14 protein-coding genes are annotated in these 21092 nt (G+C 71.0%); 9 read left to right on the top strand and 5 right to left on the bottom strand.

Translation table 11 applies throughout. The features are described 5' to 3' along the window. The first annotated feature begins 72 nt into the window (after positions 1-72). Together OG746_RS27420 and OG746_RS27415 are read left to right on the top strand one after the other, a co-directional pair. Positions 73-4563 (top strand): DUF6531 domain-containing protein, encoded by a 4491-nt coding sequence (locus OG746_RS27420; RefSeq protein WP_266719465.1) that lies wholly within the window; start codon positions 73-75, stop codon positions 4561-4563. 55 nt (positions 4564-4618) lie between these two features. Next, positions 4619-5641 carry a hypothetical protein gene (locus OG746_RS27415; protein WP_266719463.1) on the top strand — a complete coding sequence of 341 codons (1023 nt, stop codon included), beginning with the start codon at positions 4619-4621 and terminating at the stop codon, positions 5639-5641. 76 nt (positions 5642-5717) lie between these two features. Here the strand turns inward: OG746_RS27415 and OG746_RS27410 are convergent, their stop codons facing one another. After that, positions 5718-10109, bottom strand: coding sequence for an FtsK/SpoIIIE domain-containing protein (locus OG746_RS27410; protein WP_266725459.1), 4392 nt, complete (start codon positions 10107-10109; stop codon positions 5718-5720). Between the two features lie 211 nt (positions 10110-10320). Between OG746_RS27410 and OG746_RS27405 the strand changes: the two genes are divergently transcribed. Beyond that, positions 10321-11268 carry a hypothetical protein gene (locus OG746_RS27405; protein ID WP_266719461.1) on the top strand — a complete coding sequence of 316 codons (948 nt, stop codon included), beginning with the start codon at positions 10321-10323 and terminating at the stop codon, positions 11266-11268. Between the two features lie 3 nt (positions 11269-11271). On the opposite strand, the gene OG746_RS27400 is transcribed toward OG746_RS27405, so the two are convergent. Continuing rightward, positions 11272-11859: a sigma-70 family RNA polymerase sigma factor gene (locus tag OG746_RS27400; protein ID WP_266719459.1), complete on the bottom strand. Its 588-nt coding sequence runs from the start codon at positions 11857-11859 to the stop codon at positions 11272-11274. 141 nt (positions 11860-12000) lie between these two features. Then, complete coding sequence (locus OG746_RS27395; RefSeq protein ID WP_266719457.1) at positions 12001-12774, bottom strand: LamG domain-containing protein; 774 nt, start codon at positions 12772-12774, stop codon at positions 12001-12003. Positions 12775-13018: 244 nt separating this feature from the next. On the opposite strand from OG746_RS27395, the gene OG746_RS27390 reads away from it, so the two are divergent. The 4 genes from OG746_RS27390 to OG746_RS27375 all read left to right on the top strand — a co-directional run bounded on the left by OG746_RS27390 (position 13019) and on the right by OG746_RS27375 (position 16365). Beyond that, positions 13019-13531: a toxin-antitoxin system HicB family antitoxin gene (locus tag OG746_RS27390; protein ID WP_266719455.1), complete on the top strand. Its 513-nt coding sequence runs from the start codon at positions 13019-13021 to the stop codon at positions 13529-13531. 95 nt (positions 13532-13626) lie between these two features. Beyond that, positions 13627-14469, top strand: a complete 843-nt coding sequence (locus OG746_RS27385) for a DUF4097 family beta strand repeat-containing protein (RefSeq protein ID WP_266719453.1) — start codon at positions 13627-13629, stop codon at positions 14467-14469. A 130-nt stretch (positions 14470-14599) separates the two neighbouring features. Beyond that, positions 14600-15592 (top strand): efflux ABC transporter ATPase subunit, DrrA-related, encoded by a 993-nt coding sequence (locus tag OG746_RS27380; RefSeq protein ID WP_524540480.1) that lies wholly within the window; start codon positions 14600-14602, stop codon positions 15590-15592. Next, positions 15589-16365 carry an ABC transporter permease gene (locus OG746_RS27375; protein ID WP_266719449.1) on the top strand — a complete coding sequence of 259 codons (777 nt, stop codon included), beginning with the start codon at positions 15589-15591 and terminating at the stop codon, positions 16363-16365. The genes OG746_RS27380 and OG746_RS27375 overlap by 4 nt, the downstream gene beginning before the upstream one ends. A gap of 115 nt (positions 16366-16480) precedes the next feature. Here the strand turns inward: OG746_RS27375 and OG746_RS27370 are convergent, their stop codons facing one another. Then, positions 16481-18412 (bottom strand): AMP-dependent synthetase/ligase, encoded by a 1932-nt coding sequence (locus tag OG746_RS27370; protein ID WP_266719447.1) that lies wholly within the window; start codon positions 18410-18412, stop codon positions 16481-16483. A 136-nt stretch (positions 18413-18548) separates the two neighbouring features. Then, positions 18549-19163 carry a TetR/AcrR family transcriptional regulator gene (locus tag OG746_RS27365; protein WP_266725457.1) on the bottom strand — a complete coding sequence of 205 codons (615 nt, stop codon included), beginning with the start codon at positions 19161-19163 and terminating at the stop codon, positions 18549-18551. Between the two features lie 145 nt (positions 19164-19308). Here OG746_RS27365 and OG746_RS27360 point away from each other — a divergent pair, with 145 nt between their 5' ends. Together OG746_RS27360 and OG746_RS27355 are read left to right on the top strand one after the other, a co-directional pair. Continuing rightward, complete coding sequence (locus OG746_RS27360) at positions 19309-19776, top strand: SCP2 sterol-binding domain-containing protein (RefSeq protein WP_266719445.1); 468 nt, start codon at positions 19309-19311, stop codon at positions 19774-19776. Between the two features lie 21 nt (positions 19777-19797). Beyond that, positions 19798-21012, top strand: a complete 1215-nt coding sequence (locus OG746_RS27355) for an acyl-CoA dehydrogenase family protein (protein ID WP_266719443.1) — start codon at positions 19798-19800, stop codon at positions 21010-21012. Positions 21013-21092 lie beyond the last annotated feature (80 nt).

Genomic DNA, 21092 nt, shown 5'->3' with positions numbered 1-21092 from the left:
ACCGTTCGTTACCGAATGCAATAGCCGTTGCCGGTCTGCCCGGAACCGGCCAAAAGAAAGTGGGAAATGGCCATGACTCGGCCTGCGGTGTCCGACTGGGAAGATGTCTTCGGATTCTCGGACGACCCGACCCCGGGCGATGCGGACATGCTCGGCGATCTCGCCCGCCAGTACCGTTCCGTAGCGGACAACGCGGGCGATGCCCTGCCTCTCGTCTCCGGTCTGGAGAACAATCAGACCGGCGAGGGCAAGACGATGGACAAGCTCCGGGAAAAGCTGGGCGACCTGGCCAACCAGGTGCGAAAACTGCACAGTTCGTACGACCAGGCCGCCGGCGCCCTGGACACGTACGTGCATTCGCTGCGCGACCAGCAGCGCAATGCCGACAACGCCCTGGAGAAGGGCCGCGAGGCCAAGGAACGCCTTGAGTCCGCCACCGACGTGGTGCGGGCTGCCGGTGCCGACATCAGTCACCTCGACGGGGTGAAGCATCCGCCGGACGACAAGGCGGCACGGGCCAGCACTCGGCGCGCCCTGGACGAGGCGCACAGCAAGCAGTCCGGCGCCCAGGCCCAGGCCGATGACGCGCAGGCCGATCTCGACGCGGCCCGCATGCTCGCCGAGGACGCACGCCAAGTGCGCGAGGAGGACGCCTCCGTAGCCGCGCAGAAGCTGGACGACGCGCGGGACGAGTCCGTCGCCGGCTACAGCCTCTGGGACAAGATCAAGAAGGCGTTCAGCAAGGCGCTCGCCATCATCAGCGCGGTGTTGGGCGTGCTCGCGCTGCTGATTCCCGGGCTTCAGGGGCTGGGTATCGCGCTCACGATCGGTGCCGTCGTCGCCGGGGCGGCATCACTGGGCATCAATATGTCGATCATGGCGGAGACCGGCGACTGGAACATCGGCGAGATCATCCTCGGCGTCGTGGGCCTGGTCGCGGGCGGCGGTGCGCTGCTCAAGGGACTTGGAGGGATCGGTTCGGCCCTCAAGGGCGTCAAGACCGTCCCGATCAAGACGGCCAACACCCGCTTCGTCGGCCGTGGTCTGGGCAGCCGTACCTGCAAGACCGACCCGGTCGATGTGGCCAGCGGTGAGATGGTGCTGCCGCAGACCGATCTGTCGCTGCCCGGCGTGCTGCCGCTGACGATCTCCCGTACGCATCTGTCGACCTACCGCTACGGCCAGTTCTTCGGCCCGTCCTGGGCCTCCACCCTCGACGAACGCCTGGAGATCGACGACCGCGGACGGGTCTCATGGGCCCGCGAGGACGGCTCGATCCTCACCTACCCGAGCCTCCCCACCTCCGACACCGACGAGCCGGTGTGGCCCGAGGAAGGCGACCGCCTTCCCCTGACCTGCGCGGGAACGGACGACGCCACGGGCCGGGTCACCTACCGCGTCGCCGACCCCCACTCGGGTCTCGTCCAGACCTTCGCGGATCACCCCGACGACGAGAACGGCCACTACTGGCTGACCCGTTGGCACGACCGCAACGACAACACCGTCACCATCTCCCGACTGGAGGACGGCACCCCCACCGAACTGGCCCACTCCAGCGGCTACCGCGTCCAGGCCCACTGCATCGCCGGCCTCATCACCGGCCTCTCGGTCTCCACGCCCGAGGGCCCCGTCGAGGTCATGTCCTACGAGCACGACGCGGACGGCAACCTCTCCCACGTCGTCAACTCCTCGCGCAAGGCGCTGGTGTTCGGCTACGACGACCAGTCCCGCATCACCTCCTGGACCGACCGCAACGGCTCCGTCTACCGGTACGTCTACGACGACGCCGACCGCGTCACCGAGACCATCGGCCCCGAGGGGTACCTCTCCTCCCGCTGGTCCTACGACCCCGTCGGGAATCGCACCCACTACACCGACGCCTGCGGCGCCACGACCGTCTACCAGCTCAACGACCACCACCAAGTCGTCGGTGAGACGGACCCCCTGGGCCACACCACCACCTCCGAGTGGGACCGCTATGACAACCTGCTGGCCCGCACCGACGCCCTCGGCAACACCACTCGCTACGAATACGACCGGGCGCACAACTCCACGGTCGTCGAGCTCCCGGACGGCAGCAGGTCCTCGGCGACGTACAACGAGTTGAACCTGCCGCTCGCCTCGACCGGCCACGACGGGACGACGTGGACGTGCGAGTACGACGAGCGGGGCAACCCCACCGTCATGACCGGGCCGAACGGCGCCGCCCTTCGGTTCACCCATGACCGTGCGGGTGCCATCGCGACCGCGATCGACGCCGCGGGCGCCGCGGCCGCGTACGAGAACGACGGCGCCGGCCTGCCCCTCTCCGTGACCGACGCCTCCGGCGGAACCGCCCTGATCGAGCGCGACGCGTTCGGTCGTCCCGTCACCCTCACCGACCCGCTGGGCGCGGTCACCCGCACCGTGTGGACCGTCGAGGGCCGCGTAGCGGAACGCACCGGTCCCGACGGCCGCACCGAACGTCTCACCTGGGACGGCGAGGGCAACTGCCTCACGCGCACCGACGCCGCGGGCAACACCGCCCGTTTCGCGTACACGCACTTCGACCGGCTCGCGGCCCGTACCGAGCCCGACGGCGCCCGGTGCACCTTCGCCTACGACGCCCAGCTCCGCCTCACCCGGGTCACCAACCCGCAGGGCCTGGAGTGGGACTACGTCTACGACAGCGCCGGCAACCTCACCAAGGAAACCGACTTCGACAACCGCGAGATCCGTTACGCCCACGACGCGTTGGGCCGGGTCACTGCGCGCACGACGCCGCTGGGCCAGGAGATCGGCTACACGTACAACGAGCTCAGCCAGCTGACGGCCAAGGACGCGGCCGGGGTGCGGACCGAGTACACCTACGATGCGGCGGGCGCGCTGGTCCGCGCGGCCTCCCCCACGTCCACGCTCGCCTTCGAGCGGGACATCACGGGCAACCCGCTGTCGGAGACGGTCGACGGCCGCACCACCCGCTACACCTACGACATCATGGGGCGCCGCACCTCCCGCACCACTCCCACCGGCGCGTACACCGAACTCGCCTACGACGGGGCGGGCAACCGCAGCTCCCTGGCCTCCGACGGCCACCGGATGGAGTTCGCGCACGACCTCCTCGGCCACGAGCTCGTCCGCTCCCTGGGCGCCGCCGCATCGCCGGTCGCCCTGACCACGGCCTGGGACCCGGCAGGGCGCCCCGTCGCACAGCGGGTGGCCGCCCCGGGCGGGGACGTCCGGGCCCGCACCTACGCGTACCGGGCGGACGACTACGTCACCTCCGTCACCGACGAGGTGACGGGGACCAGCCGACGGATGGAACTGGACCCGGCGGGCCGCCCGTTGACGGTCACCGCCGATGGCTGGACCGAGTCCTACGCCTACGACCGGGCGGGCAACCAGACCGAGGCCGACTGGCCCGACAAGGCGCACCGCACCGACGCCCGGGGCCCCCGCACCTACACCGAGACCCGGCTGCTCTCCGCCGGCGCGGTCCGCTACGAGTACGACGACGCCGGCCGCATGGTGCTGCGGCAGAAGCGCCGCCTGTCGAAGAAGCCCGACACCTGGCGCTACGAGTGGGACGCCGAGGACCACCTCCTCGCCTGCGTCACCCCCGACGGCACCCGCTGGCACTACACGTACGACCCGATGGGGCGCCGGACCGCCAAGTACCGTATGGCGGAGGACGGTTCGGTGGCCGAGGCGGTGTACTTCACCTGGGACGAGACGCGTCTCGCCGAGCAGCGGGACAGCACCACCGGCGTCATCCTCACCTGGGACCACGACGGCCACCGCCCGCTCACGCAGCTGGAGCGGAAGCCGAGGAGCCAGGACGAGTTCGACTCCCGCTTCTTCGCCATCGTCACCGACCTCGTCGGCACCCCCACCGAACTCGTCGACGAACGCGGCGGCATCGCCTGGCGCTCCCGCGCCACCCTGTGGGGCGTCACCACACGCAACCGGGACGCGATCGCCCACACACCGCTGCGTTTCCCGGGACAGTACGAGGACCCCGAGACGGGGCTGCACTACAACTACTTCCGGCACTACGACCCGGAGACCGCCCGCTACACGACGCCGGACCCGCTGGGCCTGGAGCCCGCTCCCAACCCCCGCGCCTATCCGCACAACCCCAACACCTGGTTCGACGCCCTCGGACTCGCACCGTGCGACGAACTGGAGTCCCTGGCCACCGACGTGAACAAGGTGCTGTCCAGGCGTGGCCAGTCGGGCCAGACGGTCGCCGCGGTCCGTGACAGGACCGGTGACATCTGGGTGGGCGGAACGAGCAAGGCGAAGCTGACTCCCGCGCAGCGGGACCTCGTCGAGGCCCGCGGAGCCAAGTTCCTCCCCAACGACCAGTACATTCCGCCGAGGATGCTGGCCGGCCACGCGGAGGAGAACCTGCTGGAATTCCTCGACAGGATCGGGCGGGTGCCCACGCACGGCGCGGCCAGCCGCAGTGTGTGCGAGGACATCTGCGAGCCTCTCATCACGGGATTCGGAGGCCGCGTGGAGGGACCCATTCACGTGCGGGACGCCGGCACCAAGGTCCGGCACTTCGTATTCCCAGGTTGACCACCGCGGGCGCACGGCGGCGCCCGCACCACCCCATCAGGAACGGGAAGCACAGATGCCCGAGGAGATCGCCCCTCAACTCGTCGGTCGGGAGACCGTCGAAGGAATCACGGAGGCCTGGGGAGAATTCGACGGCCGGCAGTTCCGGGACGGGACACTGCGACTGGTGACCCGCTCGCCGGAGCTGGTGTCCGTCAGGACCCTGCGCTCGTCCGCCGAGCCGCGGCTCTTCTGCGACGACGTCCTCCACGTCCCGCTGACGGATCTCTACGAGGGCGCCTACGTGACACCGACCAGGGGCGGCGTCGCGGTGTCCCGGCAGGACTCGGTGTCGTACCACTCGCGCGACGGCGCCGTGGAATGGAGCTTCAGGCACTTCCCCTGGGGCGGTGGCCCGATCGGCAGCGGGGCCTGTGCGGAGACCCCGGACGGGCAGCGGCTGCTCGCCGTCGTTCCGGGAACTCCGGGAAGCACCGGGGAATATCCGGGTGACCGCTGCGTCCTCCTCGAATCGGCCACCGGGAAGGTGCTCGACGAGGCGCCGCTCCCGTCGTTCTCCGCCTCCTACACCTTGGACGCGCCCTTCGCCCGGGTCTCGGCCTTCTTCCTGTCCGCGGGGCAGGGCCAGGACAGTGCCCACTCCTGGAAGGTGGACGTCGCGGACGACCGCCTGCACCTCACGGAACTCGCATCGGGCTTGGCGCGCGTGACGGCCACGCAGGACGACAGAGTGCTGGTGCAGGATGTCGGCGGCAGTTGGCTGCAACTGCGCGGTGTCCTCCCCGACGGGACTACGCAGGTCGAGTCCGAGGTGCGCCCGGAAGGCCTGCGGACGGCTGAGGAGTCGTACATCACGGGCGACTCCGGATTCGTCGACGCGTCCCGCGCCATCGCCGCCGTGGGCGAGGAATGGTGGTCCGAGGAGACCGAGCATTTCCTGCTCGACACGGCGGACCTGACCGCTCGTCAGCGAATTCGGTACCCGTTCCCGGACGGCCCGGACGCCAAGGCCCTCGGCGACGGAACGTGGATCACCGTGCACGAGGACGAAGTGCAACGGTGGCGGATCGCGCCGTAACGAACCCGGTTCGCACACCGCAGAGGGCCCCGCCGAACTCATCGGCGGGGCCCTCTGTCGTACCTGCCGCAGGGCCTCAGCCCTCGGCCGCCGGCAACACCGTCTCCGGCACCTGCACCGTCCGCAGCACCCCGTCCCCCAGATGCAGCATCGCCCGCCCGGCGGTGGGTGCGTTCAGGCGGCTGCGGGGGATCTTGACGCCGATCAGGTCGCCGTCGCTCATGTTCTGCGGCTTCAGGAGCAGGCCGCAGCGGTTGCGGCGGGCCTCCGTGTGCCAGCCGGAGAAGCCGGAGGAGAGGCGGTCGGTCTGGCCCGCGATCACCAGGCCGCGGCCGTTCTCCGCGCCGGACTTGGCGATCTGGGTGAGGACGGGCTCGGCCTTCGTCTTCAGCAGCAGGTCGGCGTCGTCCAGGATCACCACGGCGCCCTTCGGCGCGGACGCGAGCACCTGCTCGAGCGCCATGGGGTCGATGTCGGACTCCTCGTAGACCGCGAGGACGCCGGGCCGCCCGGCGAGCCGGCGCAGCGGTGACCTGGAGGGCGCGCCGATGACGAGGGGCGCGCCGACCGAGAGCAGCGACATCGCCAGCGTCGACAGGACCGTGCTGCGTCCCGAGCGGGCGGGCCCGGAGACCATGAACGTCGGCGTGACGGAGAAGTCGGGGCCCACCGCGGCGAGTTCGTCGCCGCCGACCCCGGACATGGCCCACCGCGGCGACGGCAGCGGGCGCGGCACGTACTGGATCGCCTGTTCCCAGGTGAGCCGGTCGGGCAGAGTGTCGACACGGAACGGGCGTGTCGCAGCCGGGAGTTGAGACGACTGCGCCCGGCAGTGTTCGGCGATCTGGTGGAGCGCCCCCGCCTGCGCCTGGCCCTCCGGGTTGTCCGTGAGGAGCGCGATCTGCACCTCCGCCTTGTCGGCGGCGCGGAAGGCGCGGCCCGGCGGGATCTCGTCCGGCACGTTGCGCTGGGTGATGCCGATCTGCCCGTACTCGGACTTCTCGTTCAGCTTGAGGACGAGCTTGTCCTCGGTGGAGCCGTTGACCCGGCTGGAGAACAGCGCACGGTCACCGGTCATCAGCAGGTGGATGCCGACGCTCGCGCCGTCCCGGAGCAGGTTCATGACGGAGGTCAGCAGGTTCCCGGAGTCGTACTCGCCGAGCTGCTTGTCGAAGACCTCCCAGCGGTCGATGAACAGCACGATGTGCGGCGGGCGTTCGGCCTCCGGCAGCGCGCGGCGGAGCTCCGGCAGGTCGGCGCTGCCGCGCGCGGCGAGCATTTCCTGGCGGCGGGTCAGCTCCTTAGTGAGGCGGGCCAGCAGCCGGGCGACGCGGTCGGGCTGGGTGCGCTGGGTGATGGCACCGCAGTGCGGCAGGCCCTCGATGGGCAGCAGCGCGCCGTTGCCGCAGTCGATGCCGTACATGTGCAGCTTGTCGGCGGAGTGGGCGAGCGCCATGGCACCGGCGATGGTGCGCAGCGCCTGCGACCTGCCCTGGCGCGGCGAGCCGACGATGTGCAGGTGGCCGAGGGTCGCCGGGTCGATGACCAGCGGCTGCCTGGCCTGCTGGGCGGGCAGGTCCACGACGCCGTACGGGACGGGCTGGAGGTCGTAGTGCGAGGGGGCGGGGGCCGGGAGGTCGCGGGTGACGAGGACCTCGGGCAGCGGAGGGAGCCAGGGGCTGTGCTGCCGGGGGATGCCCATCTCCCGGTCGGCCGCGCGGATCGCCGTGACGAGCCCGGTGAGGTCGGTCTCGACCTCGGCGGGCGCGGCGGCGGCGCGGGGGCGCGCCGGGAGCGGCTCGCCGAGGTGTTCCCAGCCGACCGCCACTGCCCAGGGAGCGGGCAGGGAGATCGTGGAGGCGCCGGGGCGACGGCCTCCGACGCGTCCGGACTGGAACGGGACGAGGGAGTTCTGGCCGAGGCGGACGTAGGCGCGGCCCGGGTTGCTCTGCGAAATCCCGGCGGCCTCACCGGAGTTGATGACGTCCTGGCTCTCGCCGGAGTCGGTGACGCGCAGGGCGATACGCAGGTTGGTGTTGGCGCGGATCTCGGAGGAGACGACGCCGCTGGGGCGCTGGGTCGCGAGGATCAGGTGGATGCCCAGCGAACGGCCCCGCTGGGCGATGTTGACCAGGCCCTTCACGAAGTCGGGCAGGTCGCGGACCATCGAGGCGAACTCGTCGATGACGATGAGGAGTCGGGGCATCGGGTCGCGGCCCGACCCGGGTTCGCGCTCCAGGAGGTCGATGTAGTCCTCGATGTCCTTGGCGCCCGCCGCGGCGAGGATGTGCTCGCGCCGGGTGAGTTCGGCCGTCAGCGACACCAGGGCCCGCTCGACGAGGTGGGCGTCGAGGTCGGTGACCATGCCGACGGTGTGCGGCAGGTCCACGCAGTCCTTGAACGCGGAGCCGCCCTTGTAGTCGACCAGTACGAAGGTCATCGCGTCGGGGCGGTTCGCCACGGCGAGGGACGCGACGATGGTCTGGAGGAGTTCGGACTTGCCGGAACCCGTGGTGCCCGCGACGAGGCCGTGCGGGCCGTCGCGCTTCAGGTCCAGGTGGAACGGGCCGTCGAGGGAGACGCCGACCGCCGCGCGGGTCGAGCGGCCGCCGGCGAGCCAGCGCCCCCGGATGCCGGCGGCCTGCGGCGGGTCGAGGGCGAGGACGTCGAGCAGCCGCGCGGAGGCGGGCAGCACGGCGGCCTCCTCGTCGCCGCCGCCCGGGTCGCGCAGCGGGCCCATCGCACGGGCCAGCGAACGGCAGTAGTCGGCGGAGACCAGGTCGGGCCGGACGCCGGTGACGGTGCCACGGCCGGAGCGGCCCACCCGGATGGTGCCGCCGGGCTCCTCGGCGACGACGGCGAGGCACTCCTCGGGCAGCAGCCGCTCCTCGGCGTCGAGGCAGACCGCGCGGACGCCGACGGCCGGGCCCTCGCGCAGGATCTGCGTCACGCCGGGCAGCGAGCGCAGCCTGCGGGCGCCGTCGAGGACGACGAGCACGTCGGGTCCCGCGGGCTTGCCGCGCCGTTCGGCCGCCGTCGCCGTGGCGCGTTCGGCGATCAGCGCGGTGAGTTCGGCGACGCGGAGGGCGCAGCTCTCGGTGCCGTAGCCGATGGAGGCCGGGGTGTCGCCCGACTTCTTGCGGACGTGCGGCAGCCAGCGCAGCCAGGACCAGCCGTCGCGGCCCTGTTCGCCGGTGGTCAGCAGGTGGATCTGGAGGTCGCGGGGGCTGTGCAGGACGGCGGCCTGGGCGATGGCCCAGCGGGCCACGGAGCGTGCGCCCGGGCCCTGGCCCGCGATGCCGAGGACGTGGTGCTCGCGCAGCGGCACCGTCACGGGGACGTCGTAGGCGGTCCACGGGTCCTGGCGGCGGTGCTCGTCCTTCGTCGGGTCGTGGAGCACGACGTCGGAGTCCATGTCGGCGGTGCCGACGCGCAGTTCGAGGAAGTCGGCGTCGGTGGCGCGGCGCTCCCAGAGGCGGCGCCGGGGGCCCACGGCGGTGAGGACGACCTCGGCCGGGTCCGGGAAGCCGCGGCGCCGGGCGGTGCGTTCGGCCGTGAGGGCCTCGTTCGCGTCGCCCTCGATGCGCGCCTTCTTCTCCTCGAACTCGGCGACGCTGTCGGAGTGGGACTGGCGGCCGCTGCGGCGGCTCATCACGTAGTTGCCGACGACCACGACCGGGGACAGCAGCCCGAACAGCAGCATCGACGTGCGGTTGAGGACCAGCGCACCCACGACGGCCATCACGATCGGGGCCGCGGCGGTGATCCACGGGAGCGGCCGGGCGGCGAGCGGTGCGGGCGGCGACGGCAGGGTGAAGCGGGTGGCGCGCTCGGCGGGGTGCAGCCGCGGTGGCCGGTTGTAGTCCCAGCCGGTGCCGTCCTCGGACGCCTGCACGGCGGCGTCCGGCTTCTGCGGGAGCGCGAGCTCCAACAGGGCGCCGCCGACGAGGAGTTGCGCGCCGACGGGCCAGGCCACCGCCTCGGTGACCTTCTCGCGGTCCAGCTGGAGCGAGCCGTCGCCCGGCACGGACGCGTCGGGCGCGATCCGGCAGCGTCCGCCGGGGCCGACCGTGAGCACGGCGGACGGCAGGTCGGGGACGGCGCGCAGGACCTGGGCGGAGCCGTCGTGGCCGAGGCCGATCCGGTACTCCCCCATGTCGATCCGGTGCACGGCGCCCGCTCCGGGACCGCCGACCGCACGGACCTCCACCAGGCCGTCCGGTTCGGCGGCCGCGGTGCCGGCCGGGCGGCCCAGGCCCACGATGGAGGCGTGCTGGAGCGGCGCGTCCCGCAGCCGCAGGTCCCCGGGCAGCAGCCGGTCGTCGGCGTACAGGCCGAGGCCCTCCGGGGGCCGGTGGACGCCTCCCGCCCCGGCCAGCGCCTCCGCGACAGCGCTCATGGGCGTGTCGGGGTCGGCGTCGAGGTGGACGTCGAACGCGTCACCACCCGCCTCGACCACGGTCAACATCAACGACACGAAAACGTCCTCCAGCCAGGGTGAATGGGGGCGTGGGCAGCCGCGGTCGACGGCTCCCGTACCACTGACGTGACTACGGGGCCGGTCGGCGGACGGTTCACGGAACTTTCCTGTGAACCATCCGCAGGCCGGCCCCGTAGTGGCCATCGGGTGCACGGCGCAGCGACCGTGCCGCTCCCGTTTTGTGACAAGGAGTCAGTGGATGATCTGGTACGTCCTGGCCGCGGTGCTGGGTCTTGCGCTGATCGCGGCGGTGACGGTGCTGATCGTCACGGAGCTGCGGGGCCGACCGCCGAAGCCCGTCAAGGCCTCGGCCGCCGTCACGAGCCGCGCCGCGCTCGACGTCGTCGACGCGGGCCTGCGCCGGCTGACGGGCGAATGCCTGCGCTCCGGCCGGTCGCTGCCCGATCTGTACGCCGTCGTCTACTCGGAGAAGCGGCTCGGGCTGCTGCTCGCCGGCGCCCAGCAGGACGCGCCCGCGCCCTGGGCGGCCGAGGAGGACGGCGAGCGCTGGACGATCTCGCCCGACGATCTGCACCGGCCGGGCCCCGACGGCGAGCCCGCCCTGCCGTACGCGCTGACGGTGACGGTGGGCCTCGACGGCCCCGACCGGGTGCTCGTCGACCTCTCCCGCGCGGCGGGCCCCATCTCGGTGACGGGCCCGGACGCCGAGGTGCACCGCATGGTGCGGGCCCTCGTCCTCGAGGCGCTCGCCGGTCCCGTGGGGGCGCTCGCGCAGGTCACGCTGGTGGGCTCGCTGGCCGACGGCCGACTCCTCACCGGCGACGAGACGCGCAGCTCGCGGCTGCACAGCGCGGCCAGCCTGGAGGAGGCCTTCGCCAGTGCGGCGGCGTCGGCGAACGCGGGTGTGCCCGCTGCCGGTTCGGCCGACGTCACGCAGGTGTTCCGACTGATCGAGGGCAGCAGCCGGATCGCCGTGCAGGGCGAGGTGCCCCACCTGTTCGTCGTGGACGCCACTCAACTCCCGCGCCGGGACGGGGTGCTCTCCGGCCTGCGCCGCGGGGACGCCCTCCTCGTGCTCGGCGAGGCGCCCACGGGGTGGCGCTGGCGCATCGGCGCGGACGGCTCGCTCGACACCGGACCGCTCGGCCTGAAGATCACCGGCCACGCTGGACGACTGGCCCTCTGAGTGTCACGCCGCCTCGCTGTCCACCGCGCCGTGCGCGTACAGCCCACGCCTGTTCAGCGCCTCGCGCATGGCACGCGCGGCGTAGTACGTGCGGGACTTGACGGTGCCGGGCGGCACGCCGAGCACCTTGGCCGTCTGGTTGACGGTGCGTCCGAGGTAGTGGACGTGCAGCAGGACCTCGCGCTGGGACGGCCGCAGGTCGCCCAGCGCCTCGACGAGGACCTGGGTGGTGAGGATGTGGTCCACGTTGTCGGACACCGGCAGGTGGGCAAGCTCGGGGTCGCCGGTCTCCGGCGGTCTGGCCTGGCGGGCGCGGTGGCCGTCGATGACGAGGTTGCGCAGCGCGGTGAACAGCCAGGGCCGCGCCGAGTCCGCGGTCGGGTCGAGTTCCGCGGCATGCCGCCAGGCGCGTATGGCGACTTCCTGAAGGATGTCCTCGGCGCGGTGCCAGTCGCCCTCCAGTCGCCGCGCGGCGAACTGCAGGAGCGCGGTTCCGTGGAATTCGTAGAGCGCTCTGAGGAACTCGTCGGGTTGGAGGTCCGCGGCACGGGGGCCGGGTATCCGGTCTTCGGGCGAAGCACTGGCCGACAAGGGCCTTTCCTCTCCGGATCTTCTGTGGGGGAAGACGGGTTCCGCCGGGTGCGGACCGACAGGCACCGCCGAAGGCCGCCGTGCGCACGTGTGGCGCCCGGCGGCCCGCGGCGGCGGTGATGTTCGGCGCGTCGGCGCCGGTCAGCCCGGTTCGTGAGAGGAGAGCGTGCTCACCTCACGGGATGTCAACTCGCGGTCGTAGACATGCACGTCGGCGATGTCACCGTTCCAGTAGTCGGTGGCCTTTCCGCCGAACTTGCCGCGGCCGATCATCACGCTGCCCGTGGGCTTGACGCTGCTGGAAGCAACCCTGGTTCCAGCGAGCTTGCCGTCCACATAGATCCGCATCCGGTGGTCCTTCTGACTGTACGTGCCGGTCAGGTGGTACCAGCGGTCGGCCTTGGGCTCCTCCGACGACTCCGCGACGGTACGTGCGCCGGGGAAACTGAAGGCGAAATTCTGGTCCTGGCCGGAGTACTGGAGGAAGAACGCGCTGTTCTTGTCGCCCTCCTGCGAGAGCGCGGTGTGCATGCCCTTCAGGTTCTGCTCGGTGAGGCGCACGCGCGCGGCGACCGAGTAGTCCTTGCCCGCGGTGTCGAGGCTGGTGTTGGTACTGGCGTATCCGCTGGTGCCGTTCAGCCGCAGGGCACCACCCTCGGGGCCTTCTGCCCAGGTCACGCCGCCGTTGAACACGGCATCGTGCTCACCGACCTTCGCAGTGCCGGACCGGTGCAGCGGCCACCATCCGAGGCCGTCCAGCGATTCGGCTTCCTTGCTCGGGCTGGGCGACGCGGCCGGTTTCGCCTCGGCCTTCTCGTTTCCGGAGTCCTGGCCGCGCACCAGTTGGACGCCGACGAAGACCAGCGCGGCGGTCAATACGGCGATCGTGCTGATAAGCGCCCATCTGCGCGTCATGAAGTTCCTCAGAAGTGCGGCATAAACGTGTCACTGGTTGGCTACGCACCCCTGGCGAAAACGGTTCACCATGCACCCAGTTCACACGCGACGGTCACTTGATCCACACGCACCTCACCTGCATCCTGCGCACAGTCCGCACACTGGCACCGCGTGACACAGCATGGCGCCACGTGATGCCACATGGTGCCACTCTGAGCCAAAGGGCTTGCGCGTGGCGCCATAGTGGTGCCACTATGACGTCATGGACCTCACGCCCTACGTCGACACCCTGCACCGCGAGCTCGCGGTGGCCGCCGAAGCCGGTGGGGACGAAGCACGCGAACTGGCGGAGCGGCTCACCGCTCCGCTGGAGTCGGCCACCCGGCTCACGATGCTCAACGTCCTCTCCGCCGCCATGGACGAGATCACCCGCGACCTGGCGCCCGGTTCGGTCGACGTACGGCTGCGGGGGCTCGACCCCGAGTTCGTGGTGACACCACAGCCGCGCGACACCCCGGCAGCGCCCGCCGAGCCCCTTCAAGCTCCGGCCGCGCCGCCCGTACCCGAGACCGACGAGGGCGGCACCGCCCGCGTCAACCTGCGCCTGCCCGCCCACCTCAAGGCCCGCGCCGAGGAGGCTGCGAGCCGGGAGGGCCTCTCGGTCAACGCGTGGCTGGTGCGCGCGGTGTCCGGCGCGGTCGACGGCGGCGCCGGGCCCCGTACGACAGAGAAGAGCCGCACCGTCGGACAGAGCTTCACGGGGTGGGTGCGCTAGCCGCGCCCCCGCCCCACCCGCACCACCGCCAGGAGAACGGCGCACCACGTCCCATCAGCGGGGACGCCCCAACGAGCCAGGAGGACGGGACAGCCATGCCTACTTACGAGACCCCCGAAGCGATTTCGGTCAACGCCCATGTGGGCGCCGGTTCCATCCAGTTCACCGCGAGCGAGCGCCCCGACACCGTCGTCGAGGTGACGCCCAGCAACCCGAAGCGGGACAAGGACGTGCGGGCCGCCGAGCAGACCGAGGTCTCGTTCGCGGGCGGTGTGCTCACCGTGCGGACGAAGGAGCGCCGCATGATCGGCCCGAGCGGGGGCGTGCACGTGACGGTCGAGCTTCCGACCGGCTCGTCCGTCGAACTGACCGGCTCCTGGACCCAGGTGCTCGGCGAGGGCCGGCTCGGCAAGGTCCGCGTGAAGACCTCGGGCGGCGATGTCCGCCTCGACACCACGGGGCCGCTGGACCTCAAGACGGCGCACGGCTCGGTCCATGTGGACCGGGTCGAAGGCATGGCCGAGATCACCACCAGCTCCAGCAGCCTGCGGGTCGGTGTCATCGACGGTCACGCCGTCCTGAAGAACTCGTACGGCACCACGATGATCGACGCCGTGACCGGTGAGCTGCGGGTGAACGGCGCCCACGGCGACATCGAGATCGGGCGCGCCGAGGGCTCGGTCGCCGCCACCACCGCCCACGGCGCCCTGCGCGTGGCCGATGTCGCCCGCGGCACCGTCCAGTTGGAGACCAGCTTCGGCGCCATCGAGGTCGGCATCCGCGAGGGCACCGCCGCCTGGCTCGACGCGAACGCCGACAACGGCCAGGTCCGCAACACCCTCACCGCCTCCGAGGCGCCCGCGGAGTCCGAGGACTCCGTCAAGGTCCGCGCCCGCACCAAGTGGGGCAACATCGACATCCGCCGCGCCAAGCACTGAGCGGCGCACGGACACAACACCCTTACGCTTCCCGGCACTTCACCGGCGCCGGCACCTTCACCGGCGGCACCTTCGCCGGCACCCATCACCCCGCACCCTCACACCGGAGGGCCCCATGCCTTCATCTGTCATGTCCACATCCACCCGCAGTGGGACCGGACGGGTCCCGCTCGCCGTCTCCACCGTCGGCCTGCGCAAGTCCTACGGCGACAAGACCGTGCTCGACGGCATCGACCTGAGCATCCCCGCCGGTTCGGTCTTCGCCCTGCTCGGGCCGAACGGGGCCGGGAAGACGACGACCGTGCGGATCCTGTCCACGCTCGTCGACGCGGACGGCGGCCAGGCGCAGGTGGCCGGGCACGACGTCGCCGGAGCGCCGGACGGCGTCCGCGCCGCGATCGGGGTCACCGGGCAGTTCGCCGCGCTCGACAACATGCTCACCGCAGAGGAGAACCTGCTCCTCATGGCCGACCTGCTGCGGCTCGGCAAGCGCGAGGGCAGGAAACGGGCGAAGGAGCTGCTCGAGCGCTTCGGCATCGCGGATGTCGCAGGGAACCGCGCGGCCACCTTCTCCGGTGGCATGCGGCGCCGCCTCGACCTCGCCATGACGCTCGTCGGCGACCCGCAGATCATCTTCCTCGACGAGCCGACGACCGGGCTCGACCCGCGCAGCCGCCGCACCATGTGGGAGACCGTGCGGAACCTGGTCGCCGGCGGCGTCACCGTCTTCCTGACCACGCAATACCTCGAAGAGGCCGACCAGTTGGCCGACCGGATCGCCGTGCTCGACGGTGGCCGGATCGTCGCCGAGGGCACCGCCGACGAGCTCAAGGCGCAGATCCCCGGCAGCCACGTACGGCTGCGGTTCAACGACTGGGCCGAGTACGAGCGGGCGGCCGAGGCCTTCCCCGGTTCGGCCCGCGACGACCAGGAGCTCGCGCTGCGGATCGCGGGCGACGGCGACCTCGCCGCGCTGCGCTCCCTGTTCGACCGGCTGGACGCCACCGGTGTGCAGGCCGCCGACTTCTCCGTGCACACCCCCGACCTCGACGACGTGTTCCTCGCCCTGACCGGCGACGGCACCGACGCCAACCCGCTCCACGTCAAGGAGACCCTGCGATGAGCACCCTCACGTACGCCGTGCACGACTCGATGACGATGACGCGGCGCAACATCAAGCACGCCCTGCGCTATCCCATGGTCTCGCTCGGCGCGTCCATGATGCCGATCCTGATGCTGGTGCTCTTCGTGTTCGCCTTCGGGGACTCGATGTCGGGGGGCGCGGGCCGGGACGCGTATCTGGAGTATCTGACGCCCGGGATCGTGGTCATGGGGGTTGCCTCCGGGGCCATGTCGACCTCGATCGCGGTCTGCCAGGACATGACCGAGGGCATCATCAACCGCTTCCGCACCATGAACATCACGCGCTCGTCGTTCATGACGGGCCATGTCATCGGCAGCGTCCTCACGACGACGGTGAGCCTGGTGCTGGTCGTGGCCGTGGCCATCGCACTCGGCTTCCGGCCGAACGCGAACCCGGTCGAGTGGCTGGCCGCCGCGGGGCTGCTCGTCGCGATCACGTTCGCGATCACCTGGCTCGCGGCGGCGCTCGGCCTCAAGTCCAAGACGGTCGAGTCGGCGAGCAACAAGCCGCTGCTCATCCAGTTCCTGCCGTTCCTCGGCTCCGCGTTCGTGCCGGCCGAGTCGATGGCGCCGGGCCTGCGCTGGTTCGCCGAGAACCAGCCGTTCACGCCGATGATCGAGACGCTGCGCGGGCTGCTCACCGGTTCCGCGATCGGGAACGACGGGTGGATCTCGCTCGCCTGGTGCGCCGCGATCACCGTCGTCGGCTACGTCTGGTCGCGCAAGCTGTACAACGTCAACACCGAACGCTGATCTGGCGGTTCACCGTGGGGGCTCCGCAACGGAGCCCCCACAGTCATGTCCCGAGAGTCACATCCCCACCGTCACGTCCCGACAGCCAGGACCCGATTACACCGTGGTCGCGGCCTCAGTCGCCGTAGAGCTCCCCAATCTCGCGCTCGTACGCGGCCATGACGGCGGTCCGCTTGATCTTCAGAGAGGGCGTGAGGAGCCCGTTCTCCTCACTGAACTCGCCCTCCACCAGCGTGAACTTACGGATCGACTCGGCGCGCGAGACGGCCTCGTTGGCGTAGTCGACGGCCTTCTGGACGTCCGCGACGATGCGGGGGTCGCCGATCACCTCGGACATCGGGGTGTCGGCGGGCATCTTGCGGACACCCAGCCAGTGCGCGACGGACTCCGGCTCGAGGGTGATCACGGCGCCGATGTAGGAGCGGTTGTCGCCGACGACGATGCACTGGCCGACGGGCGAGCGGCTGCGCAGCCGGTCCTCAAGGACGGCGGGCGAGACGTTCTTGCCGCCGCTGGTGACGAGGATGTCCTTCTTGCGCCCGGTGATGCTCAGATAGCCGTCGTCGTCCAGCTCTCCGAGGTCGCCGGTCGCGAACCACCCGTCCCCGTCCAGGACTTGATCGGTCGCGGCCTGGTTGTTCCAGTACGCGCCGAAGACGATGCCGCCCTTGATGAGCACCTCGCCGTCGTCCGCGATCCGGACGGCGCTGCCGGGCACGGGCAGGCCCACGGTGCCGGGGCGGGGCCGCAGCGGCGGGGTGATCGTGGCGGCGGCCGTGGTCTCGGTGAGGCCGTAGCCCTCGTAGATCATGACCCCGGCGGCGTAGAAGAACAGATTCAGATTGCGGTCCAGCGGCGAGCCGCCGCTGATCGCGTACCGGAGCCGGCCGCCGAGTTCCTTGCGCACGCGCCGGTAGACGAGCAGGTCGTAGAGCCCGGCGGCGAGGGTCAGACCGGGCCCGGGACCCTTGCCTCCGTTCAGGAACCGCTCCAGATGCGCCTCGGCGTAGCGCACCGCGATCCGGTCGGCGCGGTCGAAGGACGAGCCGCGCCCGAGCTTCTCCGCCGTCGCGCGCCCGGTGTCGTGGATCTTCTCGAAGAGATACGGCACGCCGACCACGAACGTCGGCCGGAACGAGCGCAGTTCGGGCCGCAGCTCGTCGGGCTTGATGCTCGGGCAGTGCCCGAGCTCGATCCGGGCGAGCATGCACGCCACCTGGATCGTCCGCCCCAGGATGTGCGCGAGCGGCAGGAACAACAAGGTCGACGCGGACTGTCCGGTGATCGCCTTGAAGATCGGGTGGAGCAGCTCGACGGTGTTCGCGGCCTCGGCGTACAGGTTGCCGTGCGTGAGGACGCAGCCCTTGGGCCGGCCGGTGGTGCCGGAGGTGTAGCAGACGGTCGCGATGGTGTCGGGGGTGAGCGCGGCCCGCCGCTTGGCGACCTCCTCGTCGGCCACGTCGGCGCCCAGGGCGGCGAGTTCGAGCACGGCACCTGCATCAATTTGCCGGATGCCGGGGCGGTCGGCCTCGGGTATTTCGGCGACGGCCTCACCGGCCGCGACGGCGTTCTCCGGCGTCTCGACGATCAGCATCGTCGCGCCGGAGTCCCGCACGATCCACTCGATCTGCCCGGGCGAGGACGTCGCGTAGACGGGCACGGTCTGCCCGCCGGCGGCCCAGATCGCGAAGTCCAGCACCTGCCACTCGTAGCGGGTGCGCGACATCAGGGCGACGCGGCCGCCCGGTTCGAGCCCCGCCGCGATCAACCCCTTGGCGGTGGCGGTGACTTCACGGGCGAACGCGGCGGCGGTGACCGGCCGCCACTCCCCCGCTTCCTTGCGCCGTACGACGACGGCGTTCGGCTCGTCCTCGGCGTTCAGATACGGGATGTCGGCGGGCGTGGACCCGTCCTTCGGCGGCTCGGCGAGCGCCGCGACGCGCGCCTCGCGCACGGCCCCGTTCTCGCCCCTGACCAGTTCGACCTTGACGCGATCGGCCAGGTCGCGACGGGCGCCTGCCCGCTTCAGATCCTTACGTACGCCCATGACGGCTCCCGTGTGCGCGGCTGCCCGACTCGTACTTACTGGTGAGTCAACTTACCTACGCGTAAGAAAAATTCAATGGTCGCGCACGAATCCGCGACCACCGCCGGCGATCCACCGGCCAAGACGACTGAGGCGGCTACGGCACCCAGACCTCACCGTCGAGCACGTCCCGCATCCCCACCCACACCATGTTCATCAGACGCAGCGTGATGCCCTCCGGGGACTGGCCCGGATGGTGCTCCATCCAGTCGGTGAGCGAGTCGGCGGCGCCCACGAGGGCGTGCGCGACGAAGTCGGCGTCCTCGTCGCCCAGTTGAGAGCCCCGGCCACTGTCCGAAATGCCGTCCCTGATGAGCCCGGCCACCTCGGCCATGATCGCGCGCCGCGCGTCGGCCACGGCCGCGGCGATCGCCACGCTCAACTCGGAGGCCTGCCGGTGCAGCACGACCCAGCTGTCGCGGTGCTCGGCGACGAACGCGAAGAACGCCGAGAGCCCGGCGTGCAGCCGCAGTTCGGGCGCGGCCCCCGCACCCCGCGCGGCCTCCTGGAACGCGGCGACGAGCCGCTCGGCCTCCCGCCGCAGACAAGCCAGGAACAGCCCCTCCTTGGAATCCAGGTACAGATACACCATCGGCTTGGAGATTCCGGCGAGTTCGGCGATCTCGTCCACGGACGCCGCGTGATAGCCACGCTTGGCGAAGACCCGCACGCCGACGTCAATGATCTGCTGCTCGCGCATCTGGCGCGGCATGCGCTTCCTGCGCGCCGCCGTACGCCCTTGAGCCGCTCCCGATGTGCCCGTCACTCTTGTCAGCCTATCTACGTCGCCGTAACCTTACCAATCAGTAAACTTACTAAGCGGTAAGGTCGCCGTAAGCAAGAAGGAGAGTGGGCCCATGAGCGGTGCCGAGGAGATCGCGGCGCTCGACTTCGCGAGCGTCACGCCCGAGGAGTTCGCGCGGATCGTGAAGGGGCTGTCCGCGAAGGAGATCGGCCGGATCGCGCGGGACGAGGAGCTGCGCACCCGCGTCCTCAAGGAGGTCTTCGGGCGCATGGAGCGGCAGTTCAAGCCGGACGTCGCCGGGTCCCTCGAAGCCCTGATCCGCTGGAAGGTGACCGGCCAGGACGAAGTCCCGGAAGCGGTCTACGAAACCAAGATCTCCGGTGGCACCTGCACGGTCTCCGAGGGCCGCTCGGAGGCCGAGCCGCGCGTCACGCTGATCATGGGCGACGCCGACTTCCTCAAGCTGGTCTCGGGCAACTCCTCGCCCGTCACGATGTTCATGATGCGCAAGGTCAAGATCGCGGGCGACGTCGCACTCGCCTCCGGCCTGACCCGCTACTTCGACATCCCCAAGGCGTGAGGGAAAGGAGTTCGGTCCACCATGGCCTTCTCTCTTGAACTGGGCGAGGAACAGCGCGACCTGCGGGACTGGGTGCACGGCTTCGCCGCCGACGTCGTCCGCCCCGCGGCCGCCGAATGGGACGAGCGCGAGGAGACGCCCTGGCCGGTGATCCAGGAGGCTGCCAAGATCGGCCTCTACGGCTTCGAGTCCCTCGCCGAGATGTTCGGCGACCCGAGCGGCATCTCGTTGCAGATCGCCAACGAGGAGCTGTTCTGGGGCGACGCCGGCATCGGCATGGCCCTCTTCGGCACCTCGCTCGCGGTCGCCGGGATCTTCTCCTCCGGCACGCCCGACCAGCTCGCCGAGTGGGTGCCGCAGTGCTACGGCGACGAGGACGACCCCAAGGTCGCGGCGTTCTGCGTCTCGGAGCCGCAGGCGGGTTCGGACGTCGCGGCGATGCGCACGCGCGCCCGCTACGACGAGGCGAAGGACGAGTGGGTCCTGTCCGGCCAGAAGGCATGGATCACCAATGGCGGCATCGCGAACGTGCACGTCGTCGTCGCCTCCGTCGACCCGGAGCTCGGCTCGCGCGGACAGGCGGCGTTCATCGTGCCGCCGGGCACGCCGGGCCTCGAAGGCGCCAAGAAGATAAAGAAGTTGGGCCTGCGCGCCTCCCACACGGCCGACGTCTTCCTCGACGACGTCCGCGTCCCCGGCCACTGCCTGCTCGGCGGTCGCGACCGGCTGGACGCGCGGCTCGCTCGGGCCCGCGAGGGGACGTCGCGCTCCCGTGGCCAGGCCGCGATGTCGACCTTCGAGGTCAGCCGGCCGACGGTGGGCGCGCAGGCGCTCGGCATCGCGCGCGCCGCGTACGAGTACGCGCTCGACTACGCGGGCGAGCGCGAGGCGTTCGGCCGCCCCATCATCGAGAACCAGGCGATCGCGTTCGCCCTCGCCGACCTGCGCACGGAGATCGAGGCGTGCCGCCTCCTCATCTGGCAGGCGTCCTGGATGGCCCGCAACGACAAGGTCTTCGACGCGGGCCAGGGCTCGATGTCCAAGCTGCGCGCGGGCGAACTGGCCGTCGCGGCCAGCGAGAAGGCCATCCAGGTCCTCGGCGGGGCCGGGTACAGCCGCGAACACCCGGTGGAGCGGATGTACCGGGACGCGAAGATCTACACGATCTTCGAGGGCACGAGCGAGATCCAGCGCCTCGTGATCGCACGAGCGATCTCGGGGCGGCAGATCCGCTGAGTGGGGGCCTGGTCCGGTCCGGTCGGGTCGGGTCGGGTCGGGTCGGGTCGGGACTGAGGGTTCTGTGACGTAGGACTACG

The sequence above is a fragment of the Streptomyces sp. NBC_01016 genome, from assembly GCF_026341035.1.
GTDB lineage: Bacteria > Actinomycetota > Actinomycetes > Streptomycetales > Streptomycetaceae > Streptomyces.
Note: the sequence above shows the minus strand (reverse complement) of the source record. Positions and strands in the feature narration are given on the sequence as shown.

Bases quoted from the DNA above. Each gene is read 5' to 3' on its own strand.
- OG746_RS27385 (WP_266719453.1), top strand. From the start codon at position 13,627: ATGCCTACTTACGAGACCCCCGAAGCGATTTCGGTCAACGCCCATGTG.
- OG746_RS27380 (WP_524540480.1), top strand. From the start codon at position 14,600: ATGTCCACATCCACCCGCAGTGGGACCGGACGGGTCCCGCTCGCCGTC.
- OG746_RS27420 (WP_266719465.1), top strand. From the start codon at position 73: ATGACTCGGCCTGCGGTGTCCGACTGGGAAGATGTCTTCGGATTCTCG.
- OG746_RS27410 (WP_266725459.1), bottom strand. From the start codon at position 10,109: ATGTTGACCGTGGTCGAGGCGGGTGGTGACGCGTTCGACGTCCACCTC.
- OG746_RS27405 (WP_266719461.1), top strand. From the start codon at position 10,321: ATGATCTGGTACGTCCTGGCCGCGGTGCTGGGTCTTGCGCTGATCGCG.
- OG746_RS27370 (WP_266719447.1), bottom strand. From the start codon at position 18,412: ATGGGCGTACGTAAGGATCTGAAGCGGGCAGGCGCCCGTCGCGACCTG.
- OG746_RS27360 (WP_266719445.1), top strand. From the start codon at position 19,309: ATGAGCGGTGCCGAGGAGATCGCGGCGCTCGACTTCGCGAGCGTCACG.
- OG746_RS27395 (WP_266719457.1), bottom strand. From the start codon at position 12,774: ATGACGCGCAGATGGGCGCTTATCAGCACGATCGCCGTATTGACCGCC.
- OG746_RS27375 (WP_266719449.1), top strand. From the start codon at position 15,589: ATGAGCACCCTCACGTACGCCGTGCACGACTCGATGACGATGACGCGG.
- OG746_RS27415 (WP_266719463.1), top strand. From the start codon at position 4,619: ATGCCCGAGGAGATCGCCCCTCAACTCGTCGGTCGGGAGACCGTCGAA.
- OG746_RS27365 (WP_266725457.1), bottom strand. From the start codon at position 19,163: ATGCCGCGCCAGATGCGCGAGCAGCAGATCATTGACGTCGGCGTGCGG.
- OG746_RS27390 (WP_266719455.1), top strand. From the start codon at position 13,019: ATGGACCTCACGCCCTACGTCGACACCCTGCACCGCGAGCTCGCGGTG.
- OG746_RS27355 (WP_266719443.1), top strand. From the start codon at position 19,798: ATGGCCTTCTCTCTTGAACTGGGCGAGGAACAGCGCGACCTGCGGGAC.